Source organism: Brevibacterium sanguinis (assembly GCF_039528855.1).
Lineage (GTDB): Bacteria > Actinomycetota > Actinomycetes > Actinomycetales > Brevibacteriaceae > Brevibacterium > Brevibacterium sanguinis.
Genome location: NZ_BAAAMB010000014.1, coordinates 63730 through 78200, shown reverse-complemented (window position 1 = coordinate 78200; position 14471 = coordinate 63730). Strand labels below are relative to the sequence as shown.

Sequence of the window (14471 nt, the reverse complement as noted above, 5' to 3'; positions counted from 1 at the left end):
GTCCATGACCTCACCGATGCGCCGCCCTGTCCTCGCCCTCGTCGCCGCGGCGCTGCTGCTCGCCGGCTGCACCCCGGGCCGGCCGAGCGCCGATCCCTCGCCGACGCCGACGACCACCCCCGAGCTCGCCGAGCCGATCGAGCTCGACTACCCGGCCGCGCTCGTCGTCGATGACGGAGTCGGTCGGGCACTCATCACCGACTGGAGCGCGCAGAAGCTGCGGGCCATCGATGCGCAGGGCACCGAGCTGTGGAGCATGGACGCCGTCATCGACGACGAACGCGGCGGCGCCGAGGCGTACTCGGCCGGCGACTCCGTCATCGTCCACGACTACACGGGGACGACGACGGCCTACGCGTGGGCCGACGGCAGCGAGCAGTGGTCGTATGCGATCCCCGGGGACGCCCGGTCCTGCCACCGTCCCGAGTCGTTCGGCTCCCAGACCACGGGAGTCAGCCCCCGCCTCGGCGAGGGTGACCTCCTGCTCCTCACCTACCTCGGCGTCGCTGACGAACCCGGGTGCACACCGACGAGCGAGGACGGCAGCGTCGCGGTCATCGCACTCGACCCAGCCACGGGAAAGGAGGCGTGGCCGGCACTGTCGACGGGACCGCAGGCCAGGATGTTCGGAGGCACCGAGGTCAACATCTCACCCGATCGCTCCGTCGGGTACCTCTCGTTCGCCGACGGGCGGGCATCGGCCAGCGCCGACGGGGAGGACTCGGTGCTCTCACGGATCGACCTGAGCACCGGAGCCAACGCCACGGTGTCCCTGAACGAGGTGCGGAAAGCCGACGACTCCGGCGCGGACCACTACGACGTCTATCCGACGGCCGACCCGCAGGCGCTCATCTACGTCTACGGCGCCGAGGACCCCGACGATCCCTTCAGCTCCATGATCACGCGCGCCGCCGATCTCACGGTGTCCACGGGGCTCGAGCCCACCGACGGCACCGTGCTCGAGGTCGGTGACGGCGCCGCTGAGGCGGCGATGACCGACACGGTCGATCCCGTCTGCGCGGCCGACGTGAAGTTCACCGCCGTCGGTCAGCCGACGTGCGTGGAGACCGAGCTCTTCGCCTCGGCGATCAAGTACCAGGGTTCGGATGGGGGACCGCAGGGGTGGTTCGCCGATGCGCCGGAGACCGCACTCGACGTCATCGGACTGCCCGGCGCACCGCAGTCGGTGCCCGTCGACGCCGGTGAGCGGGCGCTCGTCGTCGTGCCGGGACTCGATACGAGCGTCATGGCCCTCGACGCGGCGACCGGAGAGACTGCGTGGACAGCGGGTGCCCCGGCGACCCGTGCCCCCGTGTCCTCGACTGCGGAGACCGTCGACTCCGGCCCCACGTGGGGTGGTCAGGGAGTGCTTCCCGAGCTCGGTCTCGCCGTCGTCACGGATGCGCAGACGACGAGCTTCTACGACGCTGCCACCGGGAGGATGGTGTCCGAGCACCCGGCGCCCGAATTCGCGATGCTGACTTCCGGCTCGCGGTTCGCCCTGGTCAGCGGTGAGCGGTCGACGACGATGTGGGCTGTCATCGACCGGTAGGAATGCCGCCGAGGCGGTCGACCCGCTGGCGCTCAGCCGTCCCCGCGTTCGAGGAGGCGATCGACGGTCGCGCAGAGCGGCCAGAACTGCGACGACGGCAGGGGAGTGCCGGCCAGGGACGCCTCGAAGAAGGAGAGGTGCGCGATCCACCCGGTGCGGTAGGAGTCGATGAGATCGCCGAGTCCGGCATGGCGCAGCACGAGCACCGATGGTGCGTCCGCGGCGGGAGGAGCCTCGGCGGTGCGGGCCGCGGCATTCTGGGCCTCGGCAGCCTGCGGAGCGGGGCCGCGGTCGGTCGGCGGCGCTGCGGCCGTCACGGAGACCGCGACGCGGCTCGTCGGTTCGTCGGGAAACGACCACGTCAGCTCGGCGCTGTGACCGTCGACGGTGAGGACCTCGGAGCGGCAGAGGTAGCTGTCGTCGTGGTCGATGATGATCTCACCGCCGACGCGGCTGTCAAAGGTCAGTGGACGGCCGAGCCATTCGCTCATCGTCTCGACGTTCTGCAGGTGCGCCCACACCGTCTCCGGTGACGCGGGCAGCTCCCAGGCGATGGTGAGGGTGTCGGCTGAGCTGTCGGCGCTGAGTTCTCTGAGCGGCATTGGCGGTGAGCTCCTCACGTCGTCGTCGACTTCCTTCTGCCCATGAGACTAGCCGATGCGTGCGCCCGGTGCGGAGCCTCAGCGCCTGCGCTCCCGCTGCGGTTCCGTTCGCCGACTGCGCTCCCGCTGCGGTTCGACTCGCCGGTGTGATCGGCCCAGCCGGTCGGGACGTGAATGCGGACGACCGTGACCTGAATGGCAGTGACCTGAACGACCATGACTTGAACACCGGATGGCCGATGGTTGTAAGTTGAATAACTGCAGAGTAACCACAGGCTGAGTCCCGCCTGGTGACAGGGGTGACGGGGCCGAGGCGGGGTGCGGATGAGCGCGTCTGGACACCGGAAAGACTGTTGTCGTCCATGTGCGACAGGTAGGCTCAACCGTGCACAAGACGACTGACGGAGGCAGAGATGGCGGATATGAAGAAGGTGCTCCACAGCCTGACTCATAATCCCGCAACCCGACGCATCGGGGCTCTGTCCGGCAACACCAAGGGGATCGACACGGACAGGGACAGCGCTGCCGAGCGCGCCGACGGAACCGACTCCCCGACAGACTCGCAGCGGTCCCCGCGCACGGGCGACGACCGCCTCGGCGAGGGTCCGGCGGCACCAGGCGAGGGTCCGGCGGCACCCAGCGACGGCACCGGTACCGCATCTTCGGGTCACGGCACCGGCAGCTCCGGGGAAGACCGCGCACCGGACGACACCGGGGATGGCAGCTCCGGGGACGGCCGCACACCGGACGACTCCGGCGCGGACCACGGGGATGCGGGCCCGAATCGGCCGGCGCTGCCGCACGTCGGGGAGCTCACCTCGGCGAGCGAGGACGCGATCGTCGACCCCTCCGAGGCGATCCTCGAGAGCATCGACCTCGACTCCTGGAAGTGGCCGGAGTACTTTGCGTTCGCGCTCACCCGGATGGAGGAGATCTTCCCCAGCGCAGGGATCCCCCGCGGCATCGGACCGGTGCGCGAATACGTCACCCAGGAGCACGACTTCCGGTCGCTGGGCATCGACGCGAAGAAGTGGACGGCGGCCGACGACGAGGGCTGGTCGACCGTCGGCGACGTCCTCGAGGGCACGTACACGGACGCCTGGCTCGTCACCCGCGGCGGTGTCGCCATCGCCGAGGAGTACGCGTGGCCGATGAAGCCGGCCCGCCGCCACATGCTCTTCTCCGTCTCCAAGTCGATCGTCTCGATCGTCGTCGGCGCGCTCGCCGACGCGGGCCTGCTCAGCGTCGACGACCTCGTCACCACCCACATCCCCGCCCTGTCCGAGAGCGGCTACGCCGGTGCCACGGTCCGCGATCTCCTCGACATGCGCTCGGGCGTGAAGTTCTCCGAGGAGTACCTGACGAAGGGCTCGGAGATCCGTGCGCTGTTCGAGGCCGTCGATTTCGCGCCGCGGACGCCCTCCTCGGCGAACGGCATCAAGGCCTTCCTCACCGGACTGACGAAGGAGCGCGAACACGGCTCGTCCTTCGTCTACCGCAGCTGTGAGACCGACGTGCTCGCCTGGGTCTGCGAGAACGTCGTCGGCCGCCCCTTCGCCGTCGTGGCCAGCGAATTCGTATGGTCCCGGGTCGGTGCGGCCCACGCCGCCCAGGTCTGCCAGGACCGCTGGGGCGGGTCGATCGCCGACGGCGCGATCAGCACGACCCTGCGCGACCTCGCACGCTTCGGCGAGATGATCGCCCGCGGCGGGGTCACCGTCGACGGCACGCGCGTGGTCTCGCAGGCCTGGATCGACGACATCTTCTCAGGCGGCCCTGACTCGACTCAGGTCTTCGCGGACTCCGCCTCCGCCCAGTCCTACCCCGGCGGGATGTATCGCAGCCAGTTCTGGGTGCCCTCGGCCAGCCGCGACGTCGTCATCGGCATCGGCATCCACGGCCAGATGCTCTATATTGACCGGGCCACGCAGACCGTGGGCGTCAAGCTCGCCCATGACCCCGAACCGGTCAGCCTCGCCGCCCAGCACGGGACCTTGGCGATGTTCGAGGCGATCACCGAGGCGGTGCCCCTCGACGTCGTCCCGCCGACGCCGACCACGGTGACCGGCCAACCCGTCCACACCCGACCGCTGACCGATGGATTCGGTGCGGCGGTCGGTGGGGCCGCGGTCGGCGCACCGGCCGCGGAGGCGGTTCCCGCAACGACTCCGGCTGGTCCCGCCGGTGCGCCGGGCAGCGCGCCGACCGGCACACCGGCGACCTCGGTTCCGGGTGCCGATCCCGATGCGCCGGGTGGTGGGGCGGCACCGGCCGCCGAGGTCCACGCCGCCGAGGTTCCGCGCCCGGCTGTGCCCGGGACTGCTGAGCAGACTCCGAATCCCGGAACCAGCGGGCCGGCAGGTCCGGCGGCCTCGGGTGCGGGATCGCCTGCCGGCAACGGCGCCGCGGGAACGGCTGCGGGACTGCTCGTCGGCAACGGCAATGCCGTCGGCGGAGGCGTCGGCGTCGCCGCCGTGCCGGGCATCATTCCCGGCGGGTACGCATACTGACAGCCCTCACGGCACAGCGCCGTCCGGTCCCGAGCGAGACCGAACGAAGCCTCCTGCGTGCCTAGACTGGGTGACACGATGACTGCCGACGCCCTCTCTTCTCCTCAGCGCCGCCCCAGTGCGGCCGCGCCTCACCGGATCGCGATCCTCGCCCTCGACGGGGTCTCCGCGATGGACCTCGGCGTGCCCGTGCAGGTCTTCGGCGCCGAGTCGAATACCCCGTCCACGGCGACCGGATCGGCGTCGACGACGACAGGGGAGTGGCCGTACTCGGTGACCGTGTGCGGTGTCGACGACGGCACGGTCACCGGCGCCGATGGGCTGGCCTACGCGATCGATCGGGGACTCGACGCACTCACCGAGGCGGACACGATCCTCATCCCGGGCGCCGCCTCGGTGGTCGACGGGGAACCGTCCGCAGCCGTCGTCGGTGCACTCCTGTCGGCATTCGAACGCGGGGCACGCATCGCGGCGCTCTCGACGGGCACCTTCGTCCTCGCCCGCACCGGACTGCTCTCCGGACGGCGCGCGACGACGCACTGGTCGACGGCGCTGGCGCTCGCCCGCCGGTACCCGACGATCGACGTCGACGAGAACGTCCTCTTCATCGACGAAGGGCAGCTGCTCACCTCGGCGGGGGCCGCCTCGGCGATCGACCTCTGCCTCCACCTCATCCGCCGCGATCACGGAGTCGGGCTGTCCAACCAGGTGGCGAGGCGGCTCGTCGCGGCCGCGTATCGGAGCGCCGGCCAGGCGCAGTACGTGCCGCGCAGCGTTCCGGAACCGCTCGGCGACGTCTTCGCCGACACCCGGCAGTGGGCGCTCCAGCACATCGGAGAGGAGCTCACGCTCGCCCAGCTCGCGGCGAACGCCGGAGTGTCGGTGCGCACGTTCTCCAGGCGGTTCGTCGAGGACACCGGGTACACGCCGATGCAGTGGGTGCTCCGAGCCCGGGTCGACCTCGCCCGCGAGCTGCTGGAGAACAGCGACCTCGGCATCGAGCAGATCGCCGACCAGGTGGGGCTGGGCACCGGGGCGAACCTCCGGATGCACTTCCAGCGGATCCTCTCGATCTCCCCGAACGAATACCGGCACACCTTCTCCGGGTGAGGCGCCGGGTGAGGTGAGTGCCCCCGCGCCGACCGCGCCCGTGCATCGCCCCACGCCGCCTCCCGCGCCCCCGACTTCAGGACGATCTGGACAGAGAATCGGCAGAAAAATCTGTCCATTTCGTCCTGGAGTCGCTCGCGCCGACAGTCGAGCAGCTCCCGCCGTCCGTCGCGCCGGGACAGTTGGCCGTCGCGCCGCGACCACTGGCTGGATTCTTTCAGTATCTGGCAATAAGTCTGGCAAGAACCTTTCGCAGACTGTCGCTCTGGCCACTGTTGGCGCGCGCGAGAAGTCGCCATCATGGTGATGTAACGGTTATCAGACCCTCCCAAGGAGTGACATTGACTCGCATCGCCATCAACGGATTCGGTCGCATCGGTCGCGCCACGCTGCGCGCCCTCAGCGAGCGCAACAGCGAGATCGACGTCGTCGCGATCAACGATCTCGGTGACCTCGAAGAGCTGGCTCGCCTGCTCAAGTTCGACACGACGCTCGGCCGCTTCCCCGGCACCGTCGAGGTCTCCGGCGACAGCATCGTCGTCAACGGGCATTCGATCCGCGTCTTCGCGGAGAAGGATCCGGCCAAGCTGCCGTGGGGCGACCTCGACATCGACATCGTCCTCGAAGCCACCGGCCGGTTCACGAAGGCGGACAAGGCCCGTGCGCACCTCGATGCCGGAGCGAAGAAGGTCCTCGTCAGCGCCCCGTCGAAGGGTGCCGATGTGACGCTGGCCTACGGTGTGAACTCGGAGGCCTACTCGCCCGAGCACACGATCATCTCGAACGCCTCGTGCACGACGAACGCCCTGGCGCCGCTCGCGAAGGTCCTCGACGACCTCGCCGGCATCGAGCACGGCTTCATGACGACGGTCCACGCCTACACCGGTGATCAGGTGCTCCAGGACGGCCCGCACAAGGATCCGCGCCGGGCGCGGGCAGCTGCGGCGAACATCATCCCGACCTCGACGGGTGCGGCGAAGGCGATCGGCCTCGTCCTCCCGCAGCTCGACGGCAAGCTCAGCGGTGACGCGATGCGCGTGCCGGTGCCCGTCGGCTCGATCGTCGAGCTCAACGCCACGGTCTCGAAGGACGTCACGCGCGACGAGGTGCTCGCCGCCTACCGTGCCGCCGCCGACGGTCCGCTCAACGGCATCCTCGACTACGAAGAGGAGCCCGTCGTCTCGAGCGACATCGTCGGTCAGCCGGCGTCGTCGATCTTCGACGCCGAGCTCACCCGCGTCGACAACGGCCGCCACGTCAAGGTCGTCGCGTGGTACGACAACGAGTGGGGCTTCTCCAACCGCGTCGTCGACAACCTCGAGTTCATCGGCCGCAGCTGACTGAGGTCACCAGAGCAGAGTGGGGCGCTCCTCGGAATCGAGGAGCGCCCCACTCTGTCTGTCACTGCCGGTCTTTGCCTGCGAGCCAGCGGCGACCGGACTCGTCTCCGGGCTCAGACGTCGTCGGCGCCCGGAGTTCCGCCTTCGTTCTCCCAGCGTTCGACGGCGCGGACCTTGAGGCGGTTGAACTTCAGGCGCACACCGTAGCCGCCGTCGCTGTCATCGGGGATGAAGCGCGCACCGTAGTGCTCGAGGGCGAGGATGAGTCGCCGCTCCTGTTCCGCGGTGAGATCGTCGCGGCACTTCTCGTAGTCCTTGAGGTCGGCCTTCTCGATCTCGGCCTGATCGGCCACATCCTTCGCCGAGACCTGGCACAGGATGCGGGCGGCTCGGGCGAGGGGGCCGTCGATGATGATCTCTTCGCTGCTCATGCCCTAACCCTGCCAGACGGACGAGGAGACTGCCAAGGCGGCTGTCACCCCTGGTGAGACCGTCCGCGAGGCCGCGAAGCCGCAGAATATTCATGTGTCAGTGAATCCGTCATTCATTGACGTTCGAATCACGCTGGATCATGTCGTGTCAGTGCCGTCGCTTACCGTCGACGTCACCTTCCTGGCCGCAGGGGTCAGGACCGACGCACCGCACCCGCGGTGCCTGACGGAAGGTCAGACCAATGGAGATCACGACCGACAGCGTCCGCCGACTGGTCGAGCACTGCCGAGGGCTCGTCGATGGCGTGCCGGGGGAGAGGCCGCCGATCGGCTATCCCGCCAGCCTCGCACTCTGCCTCATCGATGCGATCTATGCGACCGGGTCCCATCCCACGGCGGTTGCGCACATCATCGCCCGGTACGTCGCCCGGCACGGGTTCGTCGACGGCGCGAAGTCCCTGCGCTACTCGGTCGCTGCCGCAGGCGGACCGCGAGCGTGGGCGGAGACCGTTGCCCACAATCTCAAACCCGCGAACACGCACCCCGGGGCACCGCTCAAGGCGGAGGTCGTCAACCAGGCGACCCGGCTCATGGCCGACCTCGACATCGAGACGGTCCCCGATCTGCTCTCCGCGGTCGCTGCGGATCCGGCCGACAACGCCGTCATCAGCGCGTGGCGGACCCTGCCGAGCCAGAGCTCGGCCGTGACGTACTTCCATCTGCTCGCCCTGGCCGGGTCCGATCATCTCCAACCGGACCGCGCCGTCCTCCGGTACCTCACCGAGGTTGTCGCCGACGATGCTGAACGCGATGCCGGCCATGCGGTGTCCTCCGGTGCCGAGAGTGGCGCTGACCCCGACGTCGGCGATCCGGTGGGAACCGGTGACGGCGCTTCCCCGGCGGACGCGGAATCTCCGAACTGCGGGACCCTGCAGCCCGACGAGGCGCGAGAACTCATCGCCGAGGCGGCCGGGCTCCTCGGTCTCGGCGCCGGCGAGGTCGGACGGCTCGTCTGGCAGGCGGCGCACCGGAGGATCCTGGCGGTGACTGAGCCGCACGCGGTGCTCGCCGAGGCGAAGGTGTGAGGGTCAGAGGGGAGAGCTGAGGCGATGCTGGGCCGCCAGGCGCACCGGCGCGTTCGGAGCTCCGAACCCTGAGTAATCGTCCGTTCGCTGCACCATCTCGAAGAAGACGGCACCGGTCGTCGACGTGTAGAAGTGGAGAAACTCACCGTGCGCGTCTTGATCGTAGAGGACGTGATGATCGCGCAGGCGCGCGAGCAGGTCCGCGGGCAGAGCGAATCGTGCGTCCAGATCGTCGTAGTAGTTGTCGGGGATGACGAGGAAGTCCAGGCCGCGTGCTCTCGCGGTCGAGGCGGCGTCGAAGATGTCGTCGCAGGAGATCGCGATGTGTTCGGGGTGGTGGGCGGCCACGGTCGGCGAGAGACCGCCGAGCTTCGATCCGGTGGCTGCCTGGGGTGCGACATTGAGCGGCATGCGCACGGAGTCGTCCGCGTTCGACATGACCTGGGAGCGAACCAGGCCAGTGGGGCTCGGCACCTCCTGAGCGGTCTGGGCGCGGAGGTCGAGGAGCGAGGTGTAGAAGAGGACTGCCTCGTCGAAGTGCTGTGCGGGCTGCGAGAGGTTGATGTGATCGATCGCGGACCGGCGGTCGTCGATTACGGTGCCGAACTCTGCAGTCCACCCGGGGGTGTCTCCGCAGTCGGTGTGGAAGAAGACCTCAGACCCGTCGGGTGCGAACACCCCGCGCAGGACCGCGTCATCGTGCGTCTGCCTCCTCGGCACTTCGGCGGCGAGCAGGAGAGAAGCGCGGTCCATGGCGGCTTCCGCATCACTGACGGAGAAGCCGATGCCGCGAAGGAACGTCAGCGCGTGGACGGTCGAGGCGCTGTCGATCTCGGAGACGATGATGCGTGCACTCCCGCGCTGCCACAGCTGGACGTGCGGTTTGCTTCGGTGATACCCGGTGAAGCGGAAGTCGAGCTGATGAAGCTGACGGGTGACCGCCCCGAGATCGGTCGTGGAGATCTCGGCGAAGTCCACGCCGTGCGGCTCGGCGACCTCGGGCAGCTGACGCAGGTCGATCCGTCCCCGGTCACGGGAGCCGTCGGCGCCACTGGGACGGGATTGCTCCCCGTCGGTCTCGTCTCCATCCGCCGGAGCGACGGCGGCGACGCGGAGGCCTGCGGTCGTCGCTTCGAGCCATCGCAGCGAGCGCAGGCCGTCGACGGCCGTGCGGTCGGAATCGGATTGCCTGAACGAATCATTGAACACCTCGAGCGACACCGGGCCGCGGTAGCCGCTGTCCACCACCCGGGCGAGGAAGTCCGGCAGGTCCCAGGCTCCTTCGCCGGGGAACACCCGGTGATGCCGTGACCAGTTGAGGACGTCCATGGTGAGCGCGGGAGCGTCGGCAAGCTGCAGGAAGAAGATCTTCTCGCCGGGAATCTCTGAGATAAGGTCGAGGTCCGTGTCACGGGAGAGGATGTGGAAGCTGTCGAGGCAGGTGCCGATGCGGGGATGGTCCGTTCGCTCCACGATCCGCCACGCGTGGTCGTACTCGGAGACGAATCGCCCCCACGCAAGCGCTTCGTAGGCGACGTCGATGTCGAACTGCGCGGCGAGGTCCCCGAGGCGGTGCAGTTGCCCCGCTGCGACGGCGTCGTCGGAGATCGTCGCCGTGCCGACGTTCGAGCACAGCAGCATGGTGCCGATCCCCAGGCGTCGCATGAGCGTGAACTTCGCGTGTGCCCGGTCGAGATTGGCCGCGAACTGCTCCTCGTCGACGCCTTCGAAGTCTCGGAAGGGCTGGTAGAGATCGAGGGTGATGCCGAGATCGCCGGCGAGTTCCCGGACCGCTTCCGGTGACAGGGGACTGACGATGAGATCCTGTTCGAAGATCTCGACGCCGTCGAATCCTGCGCGACTCGCAGCCCGGAGCTTCTCCTCGAGGGTTCCGGACAGGCAGACGGTGGCGATCGATGTCCTCACTTCTCCTCCTTCGTCCGGGCCGACGGTTCTGCTGAGACCCCGGCCCGCGCTTCGTGCCGTTCATCGATGTCGGTGAGCGAGAGGTTCTTGGTCTCGCCGGCAGTCAACGCGACCAGGGCGACGAGGAGGCACACTCCGGCTGTGACTGCGGCGACGGACACCCAGTTCTCTCCCGACGCACCGGCGACAGCCGAGGCCAGCGCCGGAGCTAGGCCGCCCGAGACGGCGAATCCGATCTGAGTGCCGAGGGCGAGGCCGGTGACGCGGACGGATGTCGGGAACATCTCTGCGTAGAACGACGGCCAGATGCCGTTGGCCATCGAGTAGAAGCCTCCGGCCATGAGCGCGCCGGTGACGAAGATGAGCGTCCAGTTGCCAGCCGAGACGGCCCCGAGATAGGGGAACATCATCAGCCCGGAGCACAGCGCACCGATGATGAAGACCGGCTTGCGGCCGACGCGATCTGCGAGGGCTGACGCGACGGGAATCGCCAGGAGCGCGACCGCGTTGGCCGTCACCGACACGAGGAGCATCGTCGAGCGCTCAAGTCCCACGATCGAGGTGGCGAACGACAGCGACCAGACAGTGAAGACCATATTCACGGTGTTGACCATCGCGCACGCCGCGACGCGCAGGACTGCGGCTTTGTGCCACGTGAACACCGCCCGCAGCGGTGGGCTGCTGGGCCGTGCCGCCTTGAACGCCGGCGGTTCCTCGAGGCCCCGGCGGATCAGCCAGGCGGTGAGGACGACGACGGCTGACAACCAGAACGGCACCCTCCATCCCCAGCTGAAGAGCTGGTCGTCGGGAAGGAGAGCGGTGAAGGGGATGAAGACCGCGGTTGCGAGGAGAGTGCCGAACTGCGTCCCATGCAGGGTCCATGCCGTGGTCCACGACCGTTTGGTCTCCGCCGCGTGTTCGAGGGAGACGGAGATGGCGCTCGCCTGCTCGCCCGACGCGGAGAGTCCCTGAACGATGCGGCAGAGGACGAGCAGGATGGGAGCGAGAAGGCCGACCTGGTCGTAGGTCGGCAGACAGCCGACGATGAACGTCGAGATGCCCATCATGAACAGCGTGAGCATGAGAACGAACTTGCGCCCGTAGCGGTCGCCGAGCGGACCCATGATGAGGGCGCCGAGCGGACGGACGACGTAGGCGACGCCGACGGTGGCCATGGCCAGGAGGATTCTGATTCCCGGCTCGGTCGACTCGGGGAAGAACAGGACATTGAGGACGAGGGCCGCCGCGGTCCCGTAGACCGCGAAGTCGTAGTACTCGAGCGCTGAACCCGTCCAACTGGACAGCGCCGCTCGCAATGGAGTCTTAGTCGGGCGAGCTTCGTCGATCGCGTGTGCCATGCTTCCTCGCATTGTTGTATTGCCACAATATGGCAGTTGCTGTTACATTATGGATTACAGTGTGACCGAGGCGACACCGACTGTCAATGGCGCAGTCGTCAGCGCAGCAGACGAGGAAGGGCACGCAGATGCCGGCCAAAGGATCGAACTCCGTGACGAAGACGTTCGAGATGCTCGAACTCCTCGGCGAATTCTCCGACGGGATCAGTGCCGCGCGGGCCGCTGAGATCACGGGCTACCCGTTCAGCACCGCCTATCGACTGCTCGGCGGCCTCGTCGAATCCGGATACGCATCATTCGATGCGCACTCGAAGCTCTACACGCTCGGCATCGAGGTCTTCAGGCTCAGTCAGAAGGTTGCGCACCGTCGTGGACTCGACGGTGCCACGAAGGACCTCCTCCGCGAGCTCACCGACTCGACGGGCGAATCGAGCATTCTGTCCGTGCGCCGGGGTGATGCGGCACTGACGGTGGTGGCCGTTGACGGCCCCCAATTCCGCACGACAACCGATCCCGGCGACTATTCGCCGTTGCACACCTCGTCCCTGGGGCAGATCATGCTCGCCTACGATTCCGACCGTGATGCGTCCATCGAGCGACTCGACCTCAGTGCACGGACCCCGCGATCGATCACCGACCCCGGTCAGCTGCGTCAGCGGCTCGACGAAGTGCGCTCACGCGGTTGGGCCGGACAATCGGAGGAGAATGACATCGGCATGAATGCGGTCGCCGTCCCCGTCCTCGATCTCGACGGACGGCTGCTCGCGGCACTGGCGCTGGCCGCCCCGGTCTTCCGGCGCTCACTCGAGGACCTCGTCGCTCTCACACCAGAACTCACGACCACTGCGGCTGCCATCGCCGCCCGACTCCCGAGGTGATCATGTCCCTGCCTGCGACAACCCCGGTCCGCTCCCTGCTGCTCGGCCTCATCGGCGACGGCATCACAGCGTCGCGGACACCGCGCATGCACGAGCTCGAAGGGGCTCGTCTTGGCGTTCCGACGATCTACCGGGCTGTCGACACAGCCCACCCCGCCGTCGCCTCGGCGTCTCTCGAGGATCTCCTCACTGCGGCGATCCGCCTCGGGTTCGACGGGCTCAACATCACCCACCCGTTCAAACAGGAGGTGATCAGCCTTCTCGATGAGGTGTCAGAGGAGGCGCGGAGGATCGGGTCGGTCAACACCGTCGTCATCGACCGCGACCGTCGCACCCGCGGCCACAACACCGACGTGACCGGTTTCGCCCGCGGATTCGACGCGGGCCTCGCGGGAGCCGACCGGAAGCGCGTCCTGCAGATCGGGGCCGGCGGTGCCGGGCGGGCGGTCGCCTTCGCGCTGGCAGCGGCGGGAGTCGGCGAACTCGTCATCGCCGACGTCAGCGAGGAGCGGGCGCGGGCGCTGGCCGCGGACGTCGGCGACGCTGTGCGGGTCGTCGCCCTCGGCGAGATCGGACCCGCTCTGTCGGTCGCCGACGGGCTGGTCAACGCCACCCCGGTGGGAATGCGCGCCCACCCGGGCAGTCCCGTCGATGCCGCGCTGCTCCGGCCGCAGCTGTGGGTCGCCGATGTCGTCTACCTCCCATTGGAGACTCAGCTCCTGCGGGACGCCCGCGCGATCGGCTGCCGCACCCTCGACGGGTCGGGCATGGCGGTGAATCAGGCTGTCGACGCCTTCGCACTGTTCAGCGGCATGACCGCAGACCCGCAGCGGATGCGGGAGACGTTCCTCAGCTTCGGGTCGTGAGCGAGCTCAGTCCTGCGACTTCGCCTTGCGGTTCTCCTTGATGACGGCGAAGACGAAGATGCCGGCGATGAGCGTCAAGGTCACCCACAGGGAGTACTTGTCGATGACGGTGAGCACGGAGACGGCCGCCTCGCCGAGCTGATAGCCGAGGATCGTCCAGATGAGCGTGAAGATCAGGCACCCGAGGAAGTCGGCGATGAGGAACAGCGACAACCGCATCCTCGTCCATCCGGCAACGATGTAGACGAGAGTGCCCGGCACTCCCGGGCAGCGGGCGATCATCGTCATGAGGAAGAGCGCCCAACTGGGAATCGAGCGCAGGCGCTCGATGCGGGCCAGCTGGCGATCGTTCTGGGCGAAGAGACGGAGCACGCCGTCAGCCCACCGGCGACCGGCGAGCCAGAACGCCCAGTTGAACTTCACCATCCCGACGAACCCGGCGACGATGACGAGCCACAGCGGGATCTCCCCGACGGCGGCATAGGCCCCGGCGGCGACGATCGCGGTCTTCGCGCCGTTGATGAACTCCTGGAGGACCGGTGCGTTGACGAGCATCCACGGCCGCAGCGGCAGCAGGGCGAGGTAGATGACGGGCAAGCCGATGATGATGAAGAGGAGGAACTTGTCGAGCGGCTTGGCTCTGCCCTGCCAGGGCGTGATCGCCGCCCACGGGTTCTCCTTGCGGGTGCCCTCAGCGGCCGCGGCCTGCGCCTCAGACGCCTGCGTCTCAGACGCCTGCGTCTCCGAACCCCGCGCCTCCGACTCCTGCGTCTCGGATTCGGGAGTCGCCGCTGCCTCGGACCCCGCGGCGGG

The 14471-nt window shown here is 68.4% G+C and carries 12 protein-coding genes; 7 read left to right on the top strand and 5 right to left on the bottom strand.

Annotation, left to right across the window (positions count from 1 at the left end; translation table 11 throughout):
• The first annotated feature begins 4 nt into the window (after window positions 1–4).
• Window positions 5–1552 (top strand): outer membrane protein assembly factor BamB family protein, encoded by a 1548-nt coding sequence (locus ABD154_RS15160; RefSeq protein ID WP_344251580.1) that lies wholly within the window; start codon window positions 5–7, stop codon window positions 1550–1552.
• A 32-nt stretch (window positions 1553–1584) separates the two neighbouring features.
• Here ABD154_RS15160 and ABD154_RS15155 read toward each other — a convergent pair whose 3' ends face one another.
• Window positions 1585–2154 (bottom strand): SRPBCC family protein, encoded by a 570-nt coding sequence (locus ABD154_RS15155; RefSeq protein WP_344251579.1) that lies wholly within the window; start codon window positions 2152–2154, stop codon window positions 1585–1587.
• Between the two features lie 413 nt (window positions 2155–2567).
• On the opposite strand from ABD154_RS15155, the gene ABD154_RS15150 reads away from it, so the two are divergent.
• The 3 genes from ABD154_RS15150 to gap all read left to right on the top strand — a co-directional run bounded on the left by ABD154_RS15150 (window position 2568) and on the right by gap (window position 7114).
• Entirely contained in the window at window positions 2568–4664 is a 2097-nt protein-coding gene (locus ABD154_RS15150) for a serine hydrolase domain-containing protein (RefSeq protein WP_198499709.1), read from the top strand.
• Window positions 4665–4742: 78 nt separating this feature from the next.
• Window positions 4743–5774 (top strand): GlxA family transcriptional regulator, encoded by a 1032-nt coding sequence (locus ABD154_RS15145; protein ID WP_198499708.1) that lies wholly within the window; start codon window positions 4743–4745, stop codon window positions 5772–5774.
• Between the two features lie 341 nt (window positions 5775–6115).
• Complete coding sequence (gene gap, locus ABD154_RS15140; protein WP_198499707.1) at window positions 6116–7114, top strand: type I glyceraldehyde-3-phosphate dehydrogenase; 999 nt, start codon at window positions 6116–6118, stop codon at window positions 7112–7114.
• A gap of 113 nt (window positions 7115–7227) precedes the next feature.
• Here gap and ABD154_RS15135 read toward each other — a convergent pair whose 3' ends face one another.
• Window positions 7228–7545 carry an XRE family transcriptional regulator gene (locus tag ABD154_RS15135; protein WP_198499706.1) on the bottom strand — a complete coding sequence of 106 codons (318 nt, stop codon included), beginning with the start codon at window positions 7543–7545 and terminating at the stop codon, window positions 7228–7230.
• Window positions 7546–7787: 242 nt separating this feature from the next.
• Between ABD154_RS15135 and ABD154_RS15130 the strand changes: the two genes are divergently transcribed.
• Window positions 7788–8630 (top strand): hypothetical protein, encoded by an 843-nt coding sequence (locus ABD154_RS15130; protein ID WP_344251578.1) that lies wholly within the window; start codon window positions 7788–7790, stop codon window positions 8628–8630.
• Window positions 8631–8633: 3 nt separating this feature from the next.
• Here ABD154_RS15130 and ABD154_RS15125 read toward each other — a convergent pair whose 3' ends face one another.
• Both ABD154_RS15125 and ABD154_RS15120 read right to left on the bottom strand, forming a co-directional pair.
• On the bottom strand, window positions 8634–10556 hold the full coding sequence (locus ABD154_RS15125; RefSeq protein WP_344251577.1) for a bifunctional sugar phosphate isomerase/epimerase/4-hydroxyphenylpyruvate dioxygenase family protein: 1923 nt from the start codon (window positions 10554–10556) through the stop codon (window positions 8634–8636).
• Window positions 10553–11914: an MFS transporter gene (locus ABD154_RS15120; RefSeq protein ID WP_344251576.1), complete on the bottom strand. Its 1362-nt coding sequence runs from the start codon at window positions 11912–11914 to the stop codon at window positions 10553–10555. Before ABD154_RS15120 ends, ABD154_RS15125 begins: the two co-directional genes overlap by 4 nt.
• A gap of 86 nt (window positions 11915–12000) precedes the next feature.
• Between ABD154_RS15120 and ABD154_RS15115 the strand changes: the two genes are divergently transcribed.
• Both ABD154_RS15115 and ABD154_RS15110 read left to right on the top strand, forming a co-directional pair.
• Entirely contained in the window at window positions 12001–12792 is a 792-nt protein-coding gene (locus ABD154_RS15115; RefSeq protein ID WP_344251575.1) for an IclR family transcriptional regulator, read from the top strand.
• Between the two features lie 2 nt (window positions 12793–12794).
• Window positions 12795–13658, top strand: coding sequence for a shikimate dehydrogenase (locus ABD154_RS15110; protein WP_344251574.1), 864 nt, complete (start codon window positions 12795–12797; stop codon window positions 13656–13658).
• A gap of 6 nt (window positions 13659–13664) precedes the next feature.
• Here the strand turns inward: ABD154_RS15110 and ABD154_RS15105 are convergent, their stop codons facing one another.
• A complete protein-coding gene (locus ABD154_RS15105; RefSeq protein WP_344251573.1) occupies window positions 13665–14255 on the bottom strand; it encodes a DedA family protein in 591 nt (196 codons plus the stop codon).
• Window positions 14256–14471 lie beyond the last annotated feature (216 nt).

Bases quoted from the DNA above. Each gene is read 5' to 3' on its own strand.
- ABD154_RS15120 (WP_344251576.1), bottom strand. From the start codon at position 11,914: ATGGCACACGCGATCGACGAAGCTCGCCCGACTAAGACTCCATTGCGA.
- ABD154_RS15155 (WP_344251579.1), bottom strand. From the start codon at position 2,154: ATGCCGCTCAGAGAACTCAGCGCCGACAGCTCAGCCGACACCCTCACC.
- ABD154_RS15130 (WP_344251578.1), top strand. From the start codon at position 7,788: ATGGAGATCACGACCGACAGCGTCCGCCGACTGGTCGAGCACTGCCGA.
- ABD154_RS15160 (WP_344251580.1), top strand. From the start codon at position 5: ATGACCTCACCGATGCGCCGCCCTGTCCTCGCCCTCGTCGCCGCGGCG.
- ABD154_RS15135 (WP_198499706.1), bottom strand. From the start codon at position 7,545: ATGAGCAGCGAAGAGATCATCATCGACGGCCCCCTCGCCCGAGCCGCC.
- ABD154_RS15115 (WP_344251575.1), top strand. From the start codon at position 12,001: ATGGCGCAGTCGTCAGCGCAGCAGACGAGGAAGGGCACGCAGATGCCG.
- ABD154_RS15110 (WP_344251574.1), top strand. From the start codon at position 12,795: ATGTCCCTGCCTGCGACAACCCCGGTCCGCTCCCTGCTGCTCGGCCTC.
- ABD154_RS15150 (WP_198499709.1), top strand. From the start codon at position 2,568: ATGGCGGATATGAAGAAGGTGCTCCACAGCCTGACTCATAATCCCGCA.
- ABD154_RS15145 (WP_198499708.1), top strand. From the start codon at position 4,743: ATGACTGCCGACGCCCTCTCTTCTCCTCAGCGCCGCCCCAGTGCGGCC.